The following is a 17,917-nucleotide window of genomic DNA, read 5'->3' on the forward strand; positions in this document are numbered from 1 at the left end:
ACGGGATCATGGCTGTCGCCTCGGGCGCAGCCGCCGCTCTGATCTGCGGCACGGCGATCGTGCCGCTGAAGCGCCTGGCGGTGCGCTGGGACCTGACCGATCGTCCCAGCGCCAAGAAGGCTCACGCCCGCCCGACCCCGTACGTAGGCGGCATCGGGATCATGCTAGGCACGTTCGTTCCCGCGCTCGCGCTGCCAGAACTCACGGATCGACGTGTCATCGCGATTCTTCTGGGCGCGACCGTGGTCGGGCTACTCGGCCTGATCGACGACATCAGGCCGCTGCCCCCGGTCACCAGGCTTGTCGTGGAGACCGTGGCGGCGGTTGAGGTCGTGCTCTCCGGCGTCCATGTCACCCTCGTGGGTGGATGGCTGGACGGTGTGGCCACGGTGGTCTGGCTCGTCGTGCTGGCCAACTCCTTCAACCTGCTGGACAACATGGACGGCGTGCTGGGATCCGTCGCCACGGTCACCGCGGCGTTCCTGGCGGTATCAGCCTTCGTGTCGGCCCAGACATCGCTGGCGCTGCTCATGACCGTGCTCACTTGCGCCACTTTGGGCTTCTTGAAGCACAATTGGCCGCGCGCAAGGGTTTTCATGGGTGACTCCGGCTCCCTGTTCATCGGCTTCCTGCTCTCTTGCTCCGCCGTCCTCCTCATGGCCGGGCAGGGGCCGCCCACGCTGATCGCCGGCTTGCTCCTGCCGACCTTCGTCGCGACCGTCGACACCGGGGTCGTGCTGGTTTCACGGCTGAGGGCGGGACATTCGCCGCTGCGGGGCGGGACTGATCATGTGTCGCACCGGTTGCGCCGCCTGGGTCTCCCCACGTGGGCGGTCGCCGCGGGGCTCGGCCTGATCGCAGCCATCCTTGGCGGCTTCCTGGTCGCGATGGCCTTGCGCTGGACATCTCCGCTGATCACAGCCATGGTCACGGTCGGCACCGCCGTCGTCCTCATCATCTTGCTGCAAGGCGTGAACGCCTATCCGTCGACGGATCACGCCAAGAGTTCTTCGAGAATCCGTGAAAGGCGGCGTTGAACCAGTGGATCTGCTCTACTATGTGCGGCTCGCACGCAGGAACTGGCTTCTCATCCTTCTGGCGCTGGTCCTCTCAGTGGTCACGGCGGTTGTGGTCACTGCCAATACGCCGCCGAAGTATGTCGCGACGATTTCCATGCTGGTCACCGGTCACGACAAGGAAGGCAGCCCCTCCACCGCGTACCAGGCGGGGATGCTTTCCGAGCAGAGGGTGCAGTCCTATGCCACGCTGCTGTCCAGCCGCCGGGTGGTCAGTCAGATCACCGGACCGGAGTCCATAGGGTCGGTGCAGTCGAACATCTCGACGGAGGTCGTCCCGGGAACGGTTCTGATTCGCGCAAGCGTCAGCGACAGCGATGCCGCCCGAGCGGCATCGCTGGCGAACGCGTTGGGGGCCCGGTTCTCCGCCCTCATCGACAAGATCGAGCGTCCCACACCGAACAGCGGCCCGCCCATCAAGGTGACGATGGTGGACCAGGCCGAGGTCCCTCAGGCGCCTGTCAGCCCAAGGCCCGTGGTCAACATATTGCTCAGCGTGCTGATCGGGCTCCTTGTCGCCGCGGCTTCGCTGGTGCTCCGCGATCGCCTGGACACCACCATCAAGAGCCCCCATGAGTTGCAGCGGAACTCCAACAGCTCCACGCTGGGCATCATCGGCTACGAGCGCGCGGCCCGCCGCCACCCCCTGATCCTGCGGCCGCACGGGCGGTCCAGCCGAGCAGAGGCGTTCCGCTCGCTCCGCACCAACCTGCAGTTCATCGGGATCGACAAGCAGCCCAAGTCGCTGGTGATCACCAGCTGCCTGCCGAACGAGGGCAAGTCCTCGACCTGCTCCAACCTTGCCATCACGCTCGCGCAGGCGGGCTGGCAGGTCCTGCTCGTGGACGCCGACCTGCGCCGTCCGCGCCTCCCCGACTACTTCGGGATCGAGGGCGCGGTCGGCCTGACGGATGTGCTCATCGGCAAGGCGCGGCTGGCCGAAGTGATCCAGACGTGGGGCGAGCCGCGGCTCTCCGTGCTGCCCAGCGGCCAGATCCCGCCCAACCCGAGCGAGCTGCTCGGCTCCCGCATGATGCATCAGCTGCTCGACCAGCTCACCGACAAGTACGACATGGTGATCATCGATGCGCCGCCGCTGCTGCCCGTCACCGACGCCGCCACCCTTGCGGCGGTCTGCGACGGCGTGCTGCTCGTCGCCAGGTACGGCAAGACGCGGCAGGAACACGTCCAGCGGGCCATGGAGCAACTGACGTCCGTCAAGGCCAGGATCGTCGGCACTGTGCTCAACTTCGTCCCGGCCAAGGCGAGCGGGTACGACGGCTACGGATACGGATACGGGTACTACGAGTCGGAGTCGGCCAAGGAAGAGGCCAAGGACACCGTCATGACGACCACGGCTGTTTGAGCAGTTCCAGCGGGACGGAGAGCGCCTTGGCGATTCTCCGTCCCGCTGCTTTGTGGGCCCAGACCCAGCGCCCCATGGGATCGGGGATGTCCGGCCGGTCCACCGTGACCAGGCCACGCAGCGCCTGCGCCTGCTCGACGAGCGCGTTTGCCCGCCGTACGGCGTCCCGATGACACGTGATCTGCTCGCGCTCCGCCGCCGCGGCGAGGGCGCCGAACTCGACGATCGTGAAGACGCGGGGCGCGGCCTGCAGATGCCTCGTCACCGCCTCCGCCCGGTGCTCCCTGGCGGCGGTCAGCACCAGATCGGCGCCGGCCAGCAGCTCCGCGGTCAGCGGCTGCGAGACGAAGCCGTCCGGATCACCGCCGAGGCCTACCAGGACCTGCCGAGACCGCTCCGCCATCTCCACACCGGGCTCGGCGTGGGTGCCCGCGCTCGTCACCACGAACGGCGGGCCGAGGGCCGACCGGGTCAGCCGCTCGGCCAGCGGAGAGCGGCACAGGTTGCCCGTGCACACGAACAGGATGTGAAAGAGGACCTGCCCTGACGTCATGGGCGTGACGATAGGAGGAGTCGGCCCGGCGGCCGCTCGCGGCGCACCGGGCTTTACCTCTTCTATCGCTCGGTGTCACGAACCACCGGGACACAGGGCCCGCGGTTCTCGGTGACCCTCGTCTGCTGCGGGCGGGCCAGCGGCTGCACGGGCACCACCGGCGGTGTGGCCGAGGTGGGTTCCAGCATGACGAACTCCAGCGTCCGGGTCTGCCTCGGAGCGAACTGGATGACGGTGGAGTAGACGGGATGGCCTCGCTCGGTCTCCTGGGCGACCGGGGCGGGCTTCCCGTCGATGTGCACGGCCTGGAGCTTGGCGCCGACCGCGCCGTAGAACGACACCCACGTCAGATTGGATCCGACGACAGGGCGGTGTTTCCAGCTGTCGAGCCGGTCGGTGACGTACGAGGGCAGCTTCATGCGCGGCACGTCGTTGCCGAGCCGGATCCGAGCCCTGGTGACACGCTGCCCGTCGGTGCGGCAGGCGTCCAGCTCATAGTGGAGCGAGCGGTCCAGGTAGTAGTCGAGCTTGGTGCCGGCGGAGTTGTTGATCACGAGCCCGGCGAACGGCCCGGGCTCGCTCGGCAGTACGCCGCCGAGCGGGGTCGCCTCCAGGCGCTCCTGTTCGGCGTCCCTGCGGCTCCAGACCTGCATCCGTCGCTCGTTCAGCAGCTTCGACAAGGTAGGGAGCGCCGCCATGAAATCCAGATGCTCCCTGGTCAGCGCTTCGCTCACCGCGCTGGCGACCGTGATGAGGAACCTCTTGCGGTCGAGCGGGTCGGTGTAGCGGGCGTAGGCCGCTCCCTCGGTGAGAAAGACCACGTTGTCCGCGGTCACCGTCTCGCCGGTGGGCAGTTTGACGGGCCCGATCAGCTTCAGCAGGTAGGACAGGCCGACCGGATCGGTCGCGATCGCGCCGTCCAGCTCCCGGCCGGTCTGCCGACGCCACAGCGCCGTCCAGGTCTCCGCCGCGTACGGGAAGTGCGGGGAGAGATTGGAATTGGACAGCAGGGAGACCGCGCTGGGTCCGTAGCGTGAGCTGAAGGCCGGCCCGTGATCGGCGACCTGGGCCGAACCGGACTCCAGGTCGTTGTTGGGGGAGAGCCGTTCGATGCTGATGCGGCCCTGCCCGGCCTTCAGGATGCCGAACGCGCCGACCAGCCCTCCGGTCCCGCGTGCTTCGGCGTTGGTCTGGAAGGCCAGGAAGTAGCGGCGCGTGCCATGCCGGCCCAGCATCGGGGGCAGCAGGGCAGCGGCGTCGTCGGCGGCGCCGATCCAGCCGCTCAGCCGTTCGACTTCGTCCAGAGCGGCGGCACGGGCCTGGTCGACCTCGGCCGAGCCGGTGTCGCCCGGGGTGGCCGCCAGGCGTGACCACGTCAGATCGACGCGGTCGGAGGCGGAACGCAGGGCCGGCGCAGCGGCTTCCAGTCCGGCCAGCAGGGACCCCACGTTGCCCATGGAGAGCCCTTTGGCCGTCATCAGCCCCGCGCCGGCCTGCTGGAGGCCCGTCAGGGTACTCGTCAGCTCCGCCGCGGCCTCGGCCAGCCCGCGGACGGTCGTCGCGCCCTCTCCCACCACGGGAGCGTGGGTGAGCAACGACCAGTCCAGACCGCTGGTGAGCCGGCGTGCCTCTTCCGCACGCCGTTTCGCGTTCGCGAGCGCCGCGGCCGATCCGGCCGGGTCACTCATGCGGAGCCGGACCAGCGCGTCCCTGGTCGCCTGCAGGTTGTCCCGCACGCTCAGGCCGAGGTACGCCGACCAACCCGTGGCCAGCGCGAGGCCTGCCGAGGAGCAGAGCAGACCTGTGACGACGCGCCGGCGCTTCTTACTTGGCACTGGCAGTGCGGCGACGCCGTACGGCGATGATCGTGCCCGCGGCTCCTAGAAGCAGCAGGCCCGCGCCCGCCGCGGCCAGGGTGGACAGGGGCGCGCCGGTGAACGGCAGCTCCTCGCCGTGCTCTTCGGGACTACGGAAGTTGTTGTGGAAGTTACGCGCACCGCGATCATCGACCTCCACGTCCACGAACGACTGGTTGCGGTTGAACAGCGCGTCGTCGTCCTCGTCACGGTCGCTCTCGAACTCCGTCTCCCGCGGGTCGATCTCCAACTCCACCTCTGTCTCGGTGGCGGTGGGCGTAGGCGGGTACGCCGTGGTGGTGGTCTGCGTGGGCGTGATCGTGGTGATGGTCGTGGTGGGTGCGCTCTTCGCATGAACCCCGTCGATCGGTGCCGCGGTCGCGAGCGCCAGTCCGGCGCTCCCCAACGCGAGGCCGGTCCCGAGCACTGCCGCGAGCAATACTGGTTTCGTGATCTTGTCTGGCATATCGGTCTCCCGTAACGGTTCCTCGGCCAAGCGAACATTTCGCCCGGAATGCTGGCGACATGTTCGCTACGGAACGGTTATATGCGGTGAGCCCATGGATACTCCTTCCCCCGTACGTTTCTTGCCAAATGGTCACTGAAGGTTCTCCGTACTTTGACGGTCGGGCCGGATCCATGCGTGGGGACCTTGAGAATAGGCTCTGACCAGGACAAAAGCGACTAAATGCTGTGGCATGCCTGCATAGATGGCGCGTCTCCGGCGTGTGGAACAAAGGGGCCAATGCCGCATAATTCCGGCCCGAAGCTTCATCCGGAACACGCCATCCGATGGTGGCCATCAATGGTCGGCAATAAAGAACATGCAAGGACATCTCCATAGGGCGGAATTCGTGCCGGTCTGTGGCGCGGACCGTCGCCAAGCTGGCGCATATGGCGGAAGCACCATCGCTTGCTCGTCCGGTGGCCCCTTCTCCGGGACCGGAGAAGAAGGAGCCACCGGCGGATGGATCACTGCGACGTGCTGCGGCCTGGTTGCCTGCGACGGCGGTGGTCCTCTCTGCCGGCGGCACCGCTGTCGTCTACGGTGTCTCCGTCGCCGATCTGGCTCTCTTCAGCGTGTACGTGCTCTTCGGCATCGTGCTTCCCGGCCTGCTGCTGGTTCGGGCGTTCTCGCGGCGTGCGCACCCGCTCCCGGAGGAACTCGCGCTCGGCTTGACACTCGGGTACGCCCTGGAAGTTCTCACGTATGTCCCGGCCCGCGCGCTCGGGCTGCCCTTGCTCTTCCTGGCTTGGCCGATCAGCACCTATGCGGTCTTTCTTGCCGTGCCCAGGCTGCGCCGGTATTGGAAACGCGACGCGCGGGCCGGGCGCACGCCTCTCTGGTGGTCGTGGTGTCTGGCGCTGATCATGATCTGCCTGGTCGTGTGGACCGCCGTCAGTCTCTACAGCACGAACTCCCTCACCTGGCCCGTGTTGGGGGTGTCGTCCGTCGACATGCCCTTCCATCTGTCGCTGGTCGGCGAGCTGAAGCACCACATGCCACCGATGGTGCCCACGGTCGCCGGCGAGCCCCTCGTGTACCACTGGTTCGTCTACGCCCACCTCGCGGCCACGAGCTGGGTGACCGGGATCGAGCCGTTGGTGCTGCTCTTCCGCCTGGCGATGCTGCCCATGTACGCCGCGCTCGTGATCACTCTCGCGGCACTGGGCCGCCGCGTGACGGGTTCGAGGGGCGGCGCGCTGTGCGCAGTCGCGGGCACGGTCTTCCTGCTGGCACCAGACCTGTACCTGCATACGATTTCCGGATTGTTCACCTGGAACCCTGTGCAGTCATGGTCGAGCCCGACCCAGGTCTTCGGGGCGGTGCTCTTCACTCCGGTCGTCCTGCTTCTCATCGACGTGCTGGAGCTTCGGCGTCCGACATGGGGCCGGTGGGTGCTTCTGGGCGTCATGCTGGTGGCGGTCACGGGGGCGAAGGCCACCTATCTGCCTCTTCTCGCGGCGGGGCTCGTCGCTGTCGCAGCCGTCGAGACGCTCAGGCGGCGTCGCGCGCCCTGGCGAGTGCTCGGCGCTCTCGGGCTTTCCGCGGTGTGCCTGATCTTCGCGCAGTTCGTGCTTTTCGGTGGGGCCCGCCAGGGGATGGTCTTCGATCCGTTGTCGCTCGTCCGGGTCACCTGGAGAAACCTGACCGGACTCGGCCGGGTGGCCGAGGTGCCGTCGGCCACCATGGCCGGCGTCACCCTGCTGTGCCTGCTGTGCGGGGCCATCGCATGGTGCGGAGTGCTGGGGCTACTCCGCCGGCCACTGCTGTTGCTGCGTCCAGTGGTGGTGCTGGCGCTCGCCATGAGCGTGAGCGGTTGCGCGGTGGCGCTCCTCTTCGCTCACCCGCACCTGTCGCAGGCGTATTTCCTTCAGGGGCCCTACCCCTACCTCGCGATGGTCGCGGCCCACGGACTGACCCTCGTCGTACGGAGTGCACGGGCGCCGTTGGCAGCAGTTGTGCTCGTGGCAGGTCTCGCCATGGCTGCCGTGTACATCATCAAGATCGCTTTCAACGTCCAGATCCCCTTGGGATCCGGTGACGACATCATCCTGTACCTGCCCTACCTCGCGCTGCTGGGAGTCGTCCTGCTCACCGCGCTCGTGCTACGGGTCCTGCGGCAGGACAAGCGGCGTGTCTGTGCCCTGATCCTGTGCATGGTGACGGCCGCGGGATCGCCTGCCGCCTGGTTCGTTCGGGCGTTGCCCGGTACGCGCGTACCGCCGAGCAAGATCCCCTCTGCCTGGGCGGTCCCGGTCGGCCTGTTCGCCGCCGGGCGGTGGCTACGGGCCCATTCGCGGCCGGGGGACCTCGTCGCCACGAACGTGCATTGCCGTATCGCGATCGTGAGCAAATGTGAAACCCGCGAGTTCTGGGTCGCCGCGCTCAGCGAACGCCGTGTGCTGGTCGAGGGCTGGACCTATACGGCGACCAACATGGACCGGTGGCGTCCCGGTCAGGTGGCGGAGGACCTGCCGTTCTGGGACCTCGATCGGATCCGGGCCAACGATTCCGCGTTCCAGCAGCCCTCGGCTGAAACGATCGGCCGCCTGCGAAACGACTTCGGAGTGCGTTGGCTCTTGGCCGACGAACGCCGGCTGCCCGCCGGTGTCAGCCTTGATGGGTTCGCCGAGTGCCGGTACCGAGCGGGCGATTATGCCGTCTACCGGCTCCCGAGCCGACAGAGGTAGCCGGAGCCTGCCAGATGGGCTTTTTCGAGCCCGCGCGAGTGCTTTCTCCGGGTGGGCGAGACTCACTGCCATGGCCGCTGAATTCCGCCGTCCACCAGGCGATTCATGACAGGCGAGCGGTCTGCCGCCGGAATTCGAGCGGGCTCGCGGCGGCGTCCGCCGCATAAAGCCCGTGAGCTGGGTATGTCTCGATGCCGGATCGCCGAGCAGGGCGGCGGTCCGGAAGATGTCGGAGGCGGCTGCTACGGTCCGCGTCCAACGGTCAGTAACTCGAGAGCCCAGGGGGCAGACACCGGTGGGATAGGCGTGGAAAGCTGTGTCTGTGAAGGCACCCACAGTGAACAGGCGCAGGGATCCGCCTCATCCTGGGGGTCGGATATCCAGCTGCAAGCGGGCTGCAAGCCGTACAAAATGGAATTAGGGCTGGGCGTGTCGCGTGGCGAATGCGGAATCGTCGGTTACCGTCCAATGAGTAGGGACGTGCCGATTACGGTGAGTTCCTGAAGAAAGGACAAGCCGATGGGGGCAGTACGCAAGGTGGTGAGCTACCTTGGCCTGAGCGGGGTCGATCACTACGACGAGGGTTATGACGACGACGACGGCTATGAGGACGAGTACGTCCCCGCGACCGAGCGGGCCGCCCGGCGGTGGCGTGCCAACGTCGACGCGTCGCGCATCGTGATGATCCAGCCGCTCAAGTACAACGACGCGCCGTTGATCGGTCAGCACTTCCGTGAAGGGCAGACAGTGATCATGGACGTCTCGGGCATGGCGATGCCTGAGGCGACGAGGATGGTCGACTTCGCCGCCGGTCTGGCCTATGGGTGCGAGGGGCGGATCGAGCGCATCGCCGACCGCGTCTTCCTGCTCGCGCCCGCTCACGTGGAGATCGAGACCACCTGAGCCAGGCGCCGGCCTCGGCCGGCGAGCTATCCGGCGCGCGGGCCGCGACGGATCAGCCGGGTCAGCTCGGTTGCGTCCTCCGCGGCCTGTTTCGCGCGCGTGTCCGCCTCCCGCGCGTAGGCGTGCAGGGCCCACACCGCGCCCTCCGCCAGCTCTCTCAGCTCGTTGACCTGCGCGGCCGCGTATCGGGCGTCGGCCTCGACGAGCTTGCGGCGCTGCCAGAGCTGCCAGCCCCCCAGGCCGAGCATGGCCACCCCGGCGGCGGCGAGCAGAATGCTGGCGAACACCGCGCCGATGAGGCAGGCGACCCCCGCCACGAGCAGCATCATGGCCGCCCACGGACGAGGGCGGGGAGCGAAGCCGTCCGCGATGATCACGCTCTCGGCGACGGCGAGCGACGACGGTTCGGGCCCCTCAGGGCGCAGTTCGATGCGATGGCCCAGCAGCGCCACGGTGAGCGTGGCGGGCGGCGCGAGGCGGCTGTCGGCCTCGAGCTCCTCGGCCACGCCGCGCAGGACCGGTGCCGCCACATGCAGGGCGATGGCGGCGAGGTGCGGGTCGGCGCCGGGACGAAGGTCCTCGAGCAGGTACGTGCTGAGCGAGGCCATCGGCCCGGCCGGGCCGCCCGAGCCGATCAGGGAGCGCAGGACGGCCAGCGGCTCGTCCTCGGCCCAGGTCGTGGCCGGACTGCCGGAGCTGTTGTCGAGCGGGGCGGAGATGTCGCGCTCGGTCTGCCGGGTCGAGGTGATCTCCGCGCACCGCCCGCGCAGCCTGGCCAGCCGGGCGGCCGCCACCGCGGGCCTGGCCAGCTCGGGGATCTCCGCCATCTCCGGGAAGTCGACCAGCGAGGGCGGTACGACGACCGACGGCTCGCCCGGCGCCAGCGCCTGTACCCACTGATCAGCGTCGGTGTGCTCCTGCACGGCCAGGGCGTCGAGCTTGCGCAGCACGAAGATCTTGCCGGCGGGGCCGTACGCGCCCCTGGCGGCGGCCAGCCAGAGCGAGCGCTGGCCGTGGGAGACCGGCCGTTCGAGTGACAGCTCGCCGAAGGCGGTGCCGAGCCAGGAGGCGTGGATGCGGCTGCCCTGCCCGGACACCGCGAGTGCCAGGCAGAGGAAGAGCGCGGTCTGCTGCTGGTCGCGGCCCGCGGCCTTGCTCAGGGGCTCCAGCGGGTCCTCGCCCGCGAGGATGGCGACGAGGGCTTCGACGGCCGGAGGCAGCCAATAACCAGGTATGTCGCGAAAACTAGGTGTGGCGGGAGGCGCGGCGCCCTTGGCGGCGAGGTGCGCCAGCAGTGCCTCGGCGTAGCGATGCACCTCCGCAGCCGCCGGGGGACTCGCAGACAGGTCAGTGCTCAAGGCAGAGAACTCCCCCAATTCGGCCTCTGTTCATGACCGCGCAAAAGCCTAGCCGTTGGGGCGCGTCAACCACGTGAAGACGCGCCCACGACGGATCTGCGGACTTTGCGTTGTTACATACGCTCGGGGACAGGGACGCCCAGAAGGTCGAGCCCGGTCTCCAGCACCCGCAGGACCAGCGAGCAGAGGGCCAGCCGCCGCTGCCTGGTCTCCGGGTCGACGCCCTCCTTGACCACCGGGCACTCGTCGTAGAACGTGCTGAACAGGCTGGCGGTCTGGAAGAGGAAGGCGCACAGCCGGTGCGGCTCGGACTCGGCGGTGACCTGGGAGATCAGCTCACCGAAACCCAGCACGTGGAGGCCGAGCGCGCGCTCGGCGGGCGCGGCCAGCACGAGGGGCCCTGCCGCGTCGGCCGGGTCGACCCCCGCCCTGCGGAAGATGGAGCGGATCCTGGCCGTCGCGTACTGCATGTAGGGGCCGGTGTTGCCGGTGAAGGCGAGCATGCGGTCGAAGTCGAAGACGTACTCGCTGTCGTGGCTGACCGACAAATCGGCATATTTCACCGCCCCCATGCCGACGGCGTGCGCGATCTCGTTGGTCGTGGCCTCGTCGTAGCCCCGTTCGGCGATGGCCGCCGTGGCCCGGTCGACGGCCTCCTGGAGCAGGTCCATCAGCTTGACGGACTCGCCGGAGCGGGTCTTGAACCTGCGCCCGTCCTTGCCCAGCATCATGCCGATCTGGACATGCTCGGGCGAGACCGAGTCGGGCAGCCAGCCCGCCTGCCGCGCCGCGGCGAACACCATCCGGAAGTGCAGCGCCTGATCGGCGCCCACGACGTAGAGCATGCGCTCGGCCTTGAGGTCGTGGACGCGGTAGCGGATCGCCGCCATGTCGGTGGTGGCGTACCCGTAGCCGCCGTCGCTCTTCCTGATGATGAGCGGCAGCGGCTTGTCGTCGGAGCCGGTGAAGCCGGGCGGGAACACGCAGAGCGCGCCCTCGCTGATCACCGCCGTCCCGGCCGCCTCCAGGTCGTCGCACGTCTTCTGCAGCATGGGGTTGTACATGCTCTCGCCGGCGATGTCGGCGTCGGTCAGCGTCACGCCCAGCAGGCTGTAGATCTTGTTGAAGTAGCGGACGGTCGCGTCCATGAACACGTGCCAGAGCCGCAGCGTGTCGGGGTCGCCCGACTGCAGCGTGGTCACCCGCACCCGGGCCCGCTGCCTGAACGCGTCGTCGCCGTCGAACTTGGCCCGCGCCGCCTGGTAGAACTCCGTGCCCTGGCCGGCCTCCAGCTGCGCGACCGCGGCCTCCTCGCCGATGTCGAGCAGGTGCTCGATGAGCATGCCGAACGGCGTGCCCCAGTCGCCCAGGTGGTTCTGCCTGATCACGGTGTTGCCGAGGTGCTCGTGCAGCCGGGCCAGCGAGTCGCCCACGATCGTGGTGCGCAGGTGGCCGACGTGCATCTCCTTGGCCGCGTTGGGCGCGGAGTAGTCGATCACCACGGTCTGCGACGGCGTGATCGTGCCGACGCCCAGCCGCGGGTCGGCCAGCATCCGCGTGGCCTCGGACTCGATCCACGACCCGTCGAGCGTGATGTTGAGGAAGCCGGGGCCGCTGACCTCGACCGTGCCGGGGAAGTCGGACAGCTCCGCCTTGATCGCCTCGGCGACCTCCCGCGGCGCCCGTCGCAGTCGCTTCGCCAGGCTCATCGCGACATTCGCCTGGAAGTCGGCGAACTGGGACGGCCGGATCAGCGGGTCTGCGTCGGCGTGCTCGGAGCCGAACGCGCGGGCCAGCGCCTGCTGGACGCGCTCGGCGAGCATGATCTGCGGGTCGGTCATGTTCTAAGGGTACCGGCGACCTTGACGGCGACGCTTATCATTAACGCCGCCACGATCGAGATGCCGACGGCGGTCAGGTCGTTGCTGATGTCGCCCGGTTCGAGCGCGAAGAAATGCCTGACGAAGGGGATCGTCAGCCCGATCGCGAACGCCGCCGCCATCGCGCCGACCAGGGCGATCCGCCACCAGTTGAGCGGCCTGGCGATCAGCACCAGCACCCACCAGGTGGTGAGGAAGAGCGTGATCACCGCCGACGTCTGGTCCTCGACGAGGGTGGACGTGCCGCTGTGCGCGGCCCAGAACGACATCAGCACCGCCGCCGCGCACAGCACCCCGGCCGGTACGGCGAAGCGCAGCACCCTGCGGACGAAGCCGGGCTCCGAGCGTTCGAGCGTGGGCGCGAGCGCGAGGAAGAGCGCGGGGACGCCGATGGTGAGGGCGTTCGTCAGGGTGGAGTGACGGGGCGCGAACGGGAACATCACCCCGGCCACCCCCACGCACAGCGACAGCACGATGGCGTAGAAGGTCTTGGTGAGGAACAGGTTGGAGACCCGTTCGACGTTGGCCAGCACCCGTCGGCCCTCGCCCACGACGTGCGGCAGCGTGGCGAACCTGTCGTCCAGCAGCACCACCTGAGCCACGGCCTTGGTGGCCGGGCTGCCCGCGCCCATCGCGATGCCGAGGTCGGCGTCCTTCAGCGCCAGCACGTCGTTGACGCCGTCGCCGGTCATGGCCACGGTGTGGCCCCGGGCCTGGAGTGCCCCGACGAACTCGCGCTTCTGCTGGGGGCTGACGCGGCCGAAGACGGTGTGGGAGTCGAGCAGCTCGCCCAGCTTGTCCGGGTCGTCCTGGGGGAGGGTCCGCGCGTCCACGGAGCGGTGGGCGTCCGGGATGTCCAGGTCGGCGGCGATGGCGGAGACGGCGGCCGGGTTGTCGCCGGAGATGACCTTGACGGTGACGCCCTGTCTGGCGAAGTAGCGCAGGGTCTCCCGGGCGTCGGGCCTGACGCGCTGCTTGAACGTGACGAGCGCCACCGGCTCCGCTCCCTCGCCCGCGGGTAGGGCGTTCACACGGCAGAGCGCGAGCACCCTGGTGCCGGTGGCGGCCAGCTCGGCGGCCCTGTCGTAGCCGTCCCCGCCGTCGAGCAGCACGTCGGGAGCTCCCAGCACCCACGCGCCCCGCTCGCCGAAGTCGGCCCCGCTCCACTTGCGCGCCGAGGAGAACGGCACCGTCGTCCCGGCCGTCCAGCCGTCTCCCGGGACCGGGTAGCGGGCCCGTACGGCCTCGGCGGTGGCGTTCGGGCGGCTGTCGAGGTGGGCCAGCGCGGCCAGCGCGTTCTCGATCGGCTGGCCGTCACGCAGGGGCAGCACCTGGTCGAGGTCCATGCCGCCGGCGGTGAGCGTGCCCGTCTTGTCCAGGCAGAGCACGTCCACCCGGGCCAGACCCTCGATCGCGGGCAACTCCTGGACCAGGCACTTGTGCCGGCCGAGCCGGATGACGCCGACCGCGAACGCGATCGAGGTCATCAGCACCAGCCCCTCGGGGATCATGGTGACGATGCCCGCGACCGCGCCGGTGATCGCGGTGCCGAAGTCCGCCGAGTGCTTGAGCTGGCTGTAGATCAGCAGGGCGCCGATCGGGACGACCAGCCAGGTGATGTACTTGATGAAGTTCGCCACGCCCTCGCGCAGCTCGGAATGGGCGAGGTGGAATCTGCTCGCCTCTTCGGCCAGCTTCACGGCGTACGCGTCGGTGCCGACCCTCGTGGCCACGAACGCTCCCGCGCCCGCCACCGCGAAGCTGCCCGACAGGACCTGGTCGCCCGGCAGCTTGTGCACGGGGTCGGCCTCGCCGGTCAGCAGTGACTCGTCCACCTCCAGCCCGTCGGACTCGACAATCTCGCCGTCGACCAGCAGGCGGTCGCCCGGACCCAGGAGGACCAGGTCACCCAGCACCACCTGGTGCGGCTGGACCTGCCGCTCCTCGCCGTCGCGCCGTACCCTGACCGGAGCCTCGTTGATCACCGCGAGCTTGTCGAGCGTGCGCTTCGCCCGTAACTCCTGAACGATCCCGATCAGCACGTTGGCCACGATGACCAGCCCGAACAGGCTGTCCTGCCACTCGCCGAAGATCAGGACCAGCGCCCAGAGCACGCCGATGACCAGGTTGAACAGCGTGAAGACGTTCGCCCTGATGATCGCGCTCAGCGATCTGCTCGACCGCCGCGGCACCTGGTTGGGCTTCGCCCCCGCTGCCTGTGCCGAAGTGAGCCCATGCACCACTGACTCCACATAACCCCCTGTTTCTGTGGATCGGTGCCACCTTACGGTGTCACCAGAGTCTGTGGGAGCGATGTGTGGCGCTCAGCTTGTCGCCGATGCGGGAGACGATTCCGGCCGCGGACAGGTCGGCCGCGAGCTTGCAGGCCGCGCTGATGCCCTCGGCCCTGGACGAGCCGTGGGCGATGACGACGGTGCCGTTCAGGCCGAGCAGCACGGCGCCCCCGTACGCTTCGGGGTCGAGGCGGCGGCGCAGCTCGCGGATGCGCGAGCGCTGCATGGCGGCGCCCAGCCTGGCCAGCCGGCTCTCGCTGACGACCTCCCTGAGCTCGGAGAACGCGTAACGGACCGCGCCTTCCATGGTCTTCAGCGCCACGTTCCCGGTGAAACCGTCGGTGGTGATCACATCCGCCTTGCCGGCCAGCAGGTCGTGGCCCTCGACGTTGCCGGTGAAGTTGACGCCGGGTGAGGTCAGGAGGAGCTCGTGGGCGCGTTTGACCAGCTTGTTGCCCTTCTCGGCCTCGCTGCCGATGGTGAGCAGGCCGACTCTGGGCGTCTCGATGTTGTACGCCAGCTCGGCGTAGGCCGTCCCCAGATGGGCGAACTGCACCAGCATCTCCGGCTTGACCTCGGCGTTCGCGCCCGCGTCGATGAGCAGGGTGGGCTGAGGAAGAGTGGGGATGGGGACCGCTATGGCCGGTCTGAGCACGCCCTGCTGGCCTTTGAGCCGGAGCCTGCCGGTGGCCACGATCCCCGCCGTGGAGCCCGCGGACACGACCGCGGCGGCGTCGCCGCGGCGTACGAGGTGGCAGGCGACGGCGAGGCTGGAGCGGGGGCGGCGCAGGCTGGCCAGCGCGCCCTCGTCCATGGCCAGGGCCTCCTCGGCCCGTACGATCGGCACTTCCTTGGTGGCGTCGTGGTCGGCGAGCGCCTCGTAGAGCACGCGCGGGGAGCCGACGAGCACGACGGACAGGCCGCGCTCGCGCACGGCGTGCACCGCTCCCGCCACGGTCTCATGCGGTGCGTGGTCGCCGCCCATGGCGTCGAGCGCGATGGGCCTGCTGTCGGACAATGATCACCTCGTACGGCATCGAGCCCGCCGGCACGGCTGGACCGGGACACGGGCTCGGGGTATGTCCGCATCGTAGGCAAGGCACTAGCCAGGTTAACCGGCGGGTATCAGTGGAGGTTCCAGTCGTCCATCCCGCGCGACACGATCACCTTGGAGAACTTCGACGACCCCGTGACCCGGATCATCGGCCCGTCCGCCTGCGATCCGCCCGTCACGTTGCGCTTGCCGAACACCGAACTGCCCTCGTCGATCACATGGGCGTTGTCGGGCACGCGCACGATCAGCTTGCTGAACCACGCGTTCGTCTCGATGGTGATCTCGCGTCCGGGCAGCACCGCGTCCGACAGGTCGACGATGAGGGCGCCGAACCGGGCGGACAGCCGGGTGTTGCGGGACGCCACCCACCGGCCCTTACGGACGATCTTGCTGAACTTCGAGTCGATGACCTGCTGCTCGATGGTGGCGGGCACGTTGGACGCGGCCACCTCGGGAAGGTCCCGGGTGAGGGGGACGAGCTCGCTCATCGTCTTCGCCGCGTAGGCGACGTCGAGGCGGTCGGCGTGCTCGACGCTGGTGAGTCTTCCTGTCGCGAGCGCCTCGGCCAGGACCGCGGCCACGCGGTCGCGATCGGCGTCTGAGGCGCGCATGTCCGGATCGTGGGTCACGAGATATCAGTGTATGACGAATCGCGATATGTCGCGAGTGTTCACAAACCTGAGGGAAAACTTGGAGTCCAGCGGAACCGCTGACGCCGCTGACAGCGTCCGGGTATTAAGAACCGTAGACGCGCGACCGGGTCGTGAGGTTTACATCCGATCGAACAAAAAAGATGGGAACGGCCTAGTGATCTTGAACCAGGCAGGCACGCGACGCTTCAAGGCGTACACGTCCAAGCACCTTGACGAGCTTCTGAAGCGAGCGGGGCTCGACGACGAGCAGCGGCTGAAAGTCCGCGCCGTCGCCACGGTGCTGCCGTTCCGGACCAACGCCTACGTCGTCGATCAACTCATAGATTGGTCGGCCGCGCCCGACGACCCGATCTACCGGCTCGTCTTCCCGCAGGCGGACATGCTGCCCGCCGCCGACGTCGCGCGGCTGGCCGACCTGCTCAAGGCCGAGGCGCCCAACGCAGAGATCCAGGCCGAGGCCAACCGCGTACGTGCGCAGCTCAACCCGCACCCCGCCGGCCAGAAAGAGCTCAACGTCCCGAAGATGGGCGATGAGCCGGTGCCCGGCATGCAGCACAAGTATTCGGAGACCGTGCTGATCTTCCCCAAGCAGGGGCAGACCTGTCACGCGTACTGCACCTACTGCTTCCGATGGGCGCAGTTCGTCGGTGACGCGGACCTGAAGTTCGCCTCCGACGACATCGACCAGATGGTGGCCTACATTCGCCGTCATCCCGAGGTCACCAGCGTCCTGATCACCGGCGGCGACGCGATGATCATGGGCGAGCCTGTCATCAGACGATATATCGAGCCATTGCTGGATCTGGAGCAGGTGGAGTCGATCAGGATCGGCACCAAGGCGCTGGGCTACTGGCCGCAGCGCTTCACCACCGATCCCGACGCCGACGCCACGCTCGGGCTGTTCGAGGAGGTGGTGAACGCGGGCAAGAACCTCGCGTTCATGGCCCACTTCTCGCACCCGCGCGAGCTGGAGTCACCGCTGGTCGAGTCGGCGGTCAAGCGCATCCTCGGCAGCGGCGCCACGATCAGGACCCAGGCGCCGCTGATCAGGTCCATCAACGACGACCCCGCCGTGTGGTCGCACATGTGGCGGCGGCAGCTGCGGATGGGGATGATCCCCTATTACATGTTCATCGAGCGTGACACCGGGCCGCAGGACTACTTCGCGGTGCCGCTGGCGCGCGCGTACGAGATCTTCAGGGACGCGTACTCGAGCGTCTCGGGGCTCTGCCGCACGGTCCGCGGGCCGTCGATGTCGGCCACGCCGGGCAAGGTGTGCGTCGACGGTGTCACCGAGATCGCGGGGGAGCAGGTGTTCATGCTCCACCTCATCCAGGCGCGCGACCCGTCGCTGGTCGGGCGGCCGTTCTTCGCCCGCTACGACCCGACCGCGGTGTGGCTGACGGACCTGCGCCCGGCCTTCGCCGACCGTTTCCCGTTCGAGCCGGCGGGCGCGCTGCTGCCCGCCTGACCGGCTGCCCGTCCACCGAGAAATCCGCTCTCCCGGCCCGTGGCATTTGTTTTCGCCACCCCTCTTGTTCGCGGGCCGCCGGGGGCGGATTTTTCGTGGGTACGCCTCCCTCCGCTCGGTAACCGGCCTGCAAACCCCGGTTACATGGGCATTCATGCGCCTGCGGCCGATCATGGCCGGTGATAGAACTTCTCGCGTAGCTCAGCCGTGACGGTACGTAGCGTGTGGTGCCCATAGCGCGCCCGCCACGGCATTCGG

Annotated in this window: 13 protein-coding genes; 5 read left to right on the forward strand and 8 right to left on the reverse strand. The window is 68.5% G+C overall.

Annotation, left to right across the window (positions count from 1 at the left end; genetic code table 11):
* Window positions 1-8 precede the first annotated feature (8 nt).
* Window positions 9-1,037 carry an MraY family glycosyltransferase gene (locus ABD830_RS45595; protein ID WP_345001351.1) on the forward strand — a complete coding sequence of 343 codons (1,029 nt, stop codon included), beginning with the start codon at window positions 9-11 and terminating at the stop codon, window positions 1,035-1,037.
* A gap of 4 nt (window positions 1,038-1,041) precedes the next feature.
* The gene (locus ABD830_RS45600) at window positions 1,042-2,442 is read left to right on the forward strand and encodes a tyrosine-protein kinase domain-containing protein (protein WP_345001353.1); all 1,401 of its coding nucleotides are present in this window, start codon (window positions 1,042-1,044) and stop codon (window positions 2,440-2,442) included.
* Here ABD830_RS45600 and ABD830_RS45605 read toward each other — a convergent pair.
* The 3 genes from ABD830_RS45605 to ABD830_RS45615 all read right to left on the reverse strand — a co-directional run bounded on the left by ABD830_RS45605 (window position 2,420) and on the right by ABD830_RS45615 (window position 5,317).
* Window positions 2,420-2,995, reverse strand: a complete 576-nt coding sequence (locus tag ABD830_RS45605) for an arsenate reductase/protein-tyrosine-phosphatase family protein (RefSeq protein ID WP_345001355.1) — start codon at window positions 2,993-2,995, stop codon at window positions 2,420-2,422. The two genes, ABD830_RS45600 and ABD830_RS45605, sit on opposite strands and share 23 nt — an antisense overlap.
* Window positions 2,996-3,057: 62 nt before the next feature.
* The gene (locus ABD830_RS45610) at window positions 3,058-4,830 is read right to left on the reverse strand and encodes a DUF4012 domain-containing protein (RefSeq protein ID WP_345001357.1); all 1,773 of its coding nucleotides are present in this window, start codon (window positions 4,828-4,830) and stop codon (window positions 3,058-3,060) included.
* Entirely contained in the window at window positions 4,820-5,317 is a 498-nt protein-coding gene (locus ABD830_RS45615; protein WP_345001359.1) for a hypothetical protein, read from the reverse strand. Before ABD830_RS45615 ends, ABD830_RS45610 begins: the two co-directional genes overlap by 11 nt.
* Window positions 5,318-5,745: 428 nt before the next feature.
* Here ABD830_RS45615 and ABD830_RS45620 point away from each other — a divergent pair, with 428 nt between their 5' ends.
* Window positions 5,746-8,046, forward strand: coding sequence for a hypothetical protein (locus ABD830_RS45620; protein WP_345001361.1), 2,301 nt, complete (start codon window positions 5,746-5,748; stop codon window positions 8,044-8,046).
* Window positions 8,047-8,565: 519 nt separating this feature from the next.
* Entirely contained in the window at window positions 8,566-8,949 is a 384-nt protein-coding gene (locus ABD830_RS45625; protein ID WP_345001363.1) for a cell division protein SepF, read from the forward strand.
* A gap of 26 nt (window positions 8,950-8,975) precedes the next feature.
* Here ABD830_RS45625 and ABD830_RS45630 read toward each other — a convergent pair whose 3' ends face one another.
* From ABD830_RS45630 to ABD830_RS45650, 5 genes are all read right to left on the reverse strand, one after another.
* Window positions 8,976-10,307: a hypothetical protein gene (locus ABD830_RS45630; protein WP_345001365.1), complete on the reverse strand. Its 1,332-nt coding sequence runs from the start codon at window positions 10,305-10,307 to the stop codon at window positions 8,976-8,978.
* Window positions 10,308-10,420: 113 nt separating this feature from the next.
* Window positions 10,421-12,148 carry an arginine--tRNA ligase gene (argS, locus tag ABD830_RS45635; protein WP_345001367.1) on the reverse strand — a complete coding sequence of 576 codons (1,728 nt, stop codon included), beginning with the start codon at window positions 12,146-12,148 and terminating at the stop codon, window positions 10,421-10,423.
* Complete coding sequence (locus tag ABD830_RS45640; RefSeq protein WP_345001369.1) at window positions 12,145-14,427, reverse strand: HAD-IC family P-type ATPase; 2,283 nt, start codon at window positions 14,425-14,427, stop codon at window positions 12,145-12,147. The genes argS and ABD830_RS45640 overlap by 4 nt, the downstream gene beginning before the upstream one ends.
* A gap of 52 nt (window positions 14,428-14,479) precedes the next feature.
* A complete protein-coding gene (gene plsX / locus ABD830_RS45645) occupies window positions 14,480-15,499 on the reverse strand; it encodes a phosphate acyltransferase PlsX (RefSeq protein ID WP_345001371.1) in 1,020 nt (339 codons plus the stop codon).
* A gap of 107 nt (window positions 15,500-15,606) precedes the next feature.
* Complete coding sequence (locus ABD830_RS45650) at window positions 15,607-16,164, reverse strand: DUF1707 SHOCT-like domain-containing protein (RefSeq protein WP_345001373.1); 558 nt, start codon at window positions 16,162-16,164, stop codon at window positions 15,607-15,609.
* A gap of 178 nt (window positions 16,165-16,342) precedes the next feature.
* On the opposite strand from ABD830_RS45650, the gene ABD830_RS45655 reads away from it, so the two are divergent.
* Window positions 16,343-17,659 carry a KamA family radical SAM protein gene (locus ABD830_RS45655; protein ID WP_345001375.1) on the forward strand — a complete coding sequence of 439 codons (1,317 nt, stop codon included), beginning with the start codon at window positions 16,343-16,345 and terminating at the stop codon, window positions 17,657-17,659.
* Window positions 17,660-17,917 lie beyond the last annotated feature (258 nt).

Source organism: Nonomuraea helvata (genome assembly GCF_039535785.1).
Taxonomy (GTDB): domain Bacteria; phylum Actinomycetota; class Actinomycetes; order Streptosporangiales; family Streptosporangiaceae; genus Nonomuraea; species Nonomuraea helvata.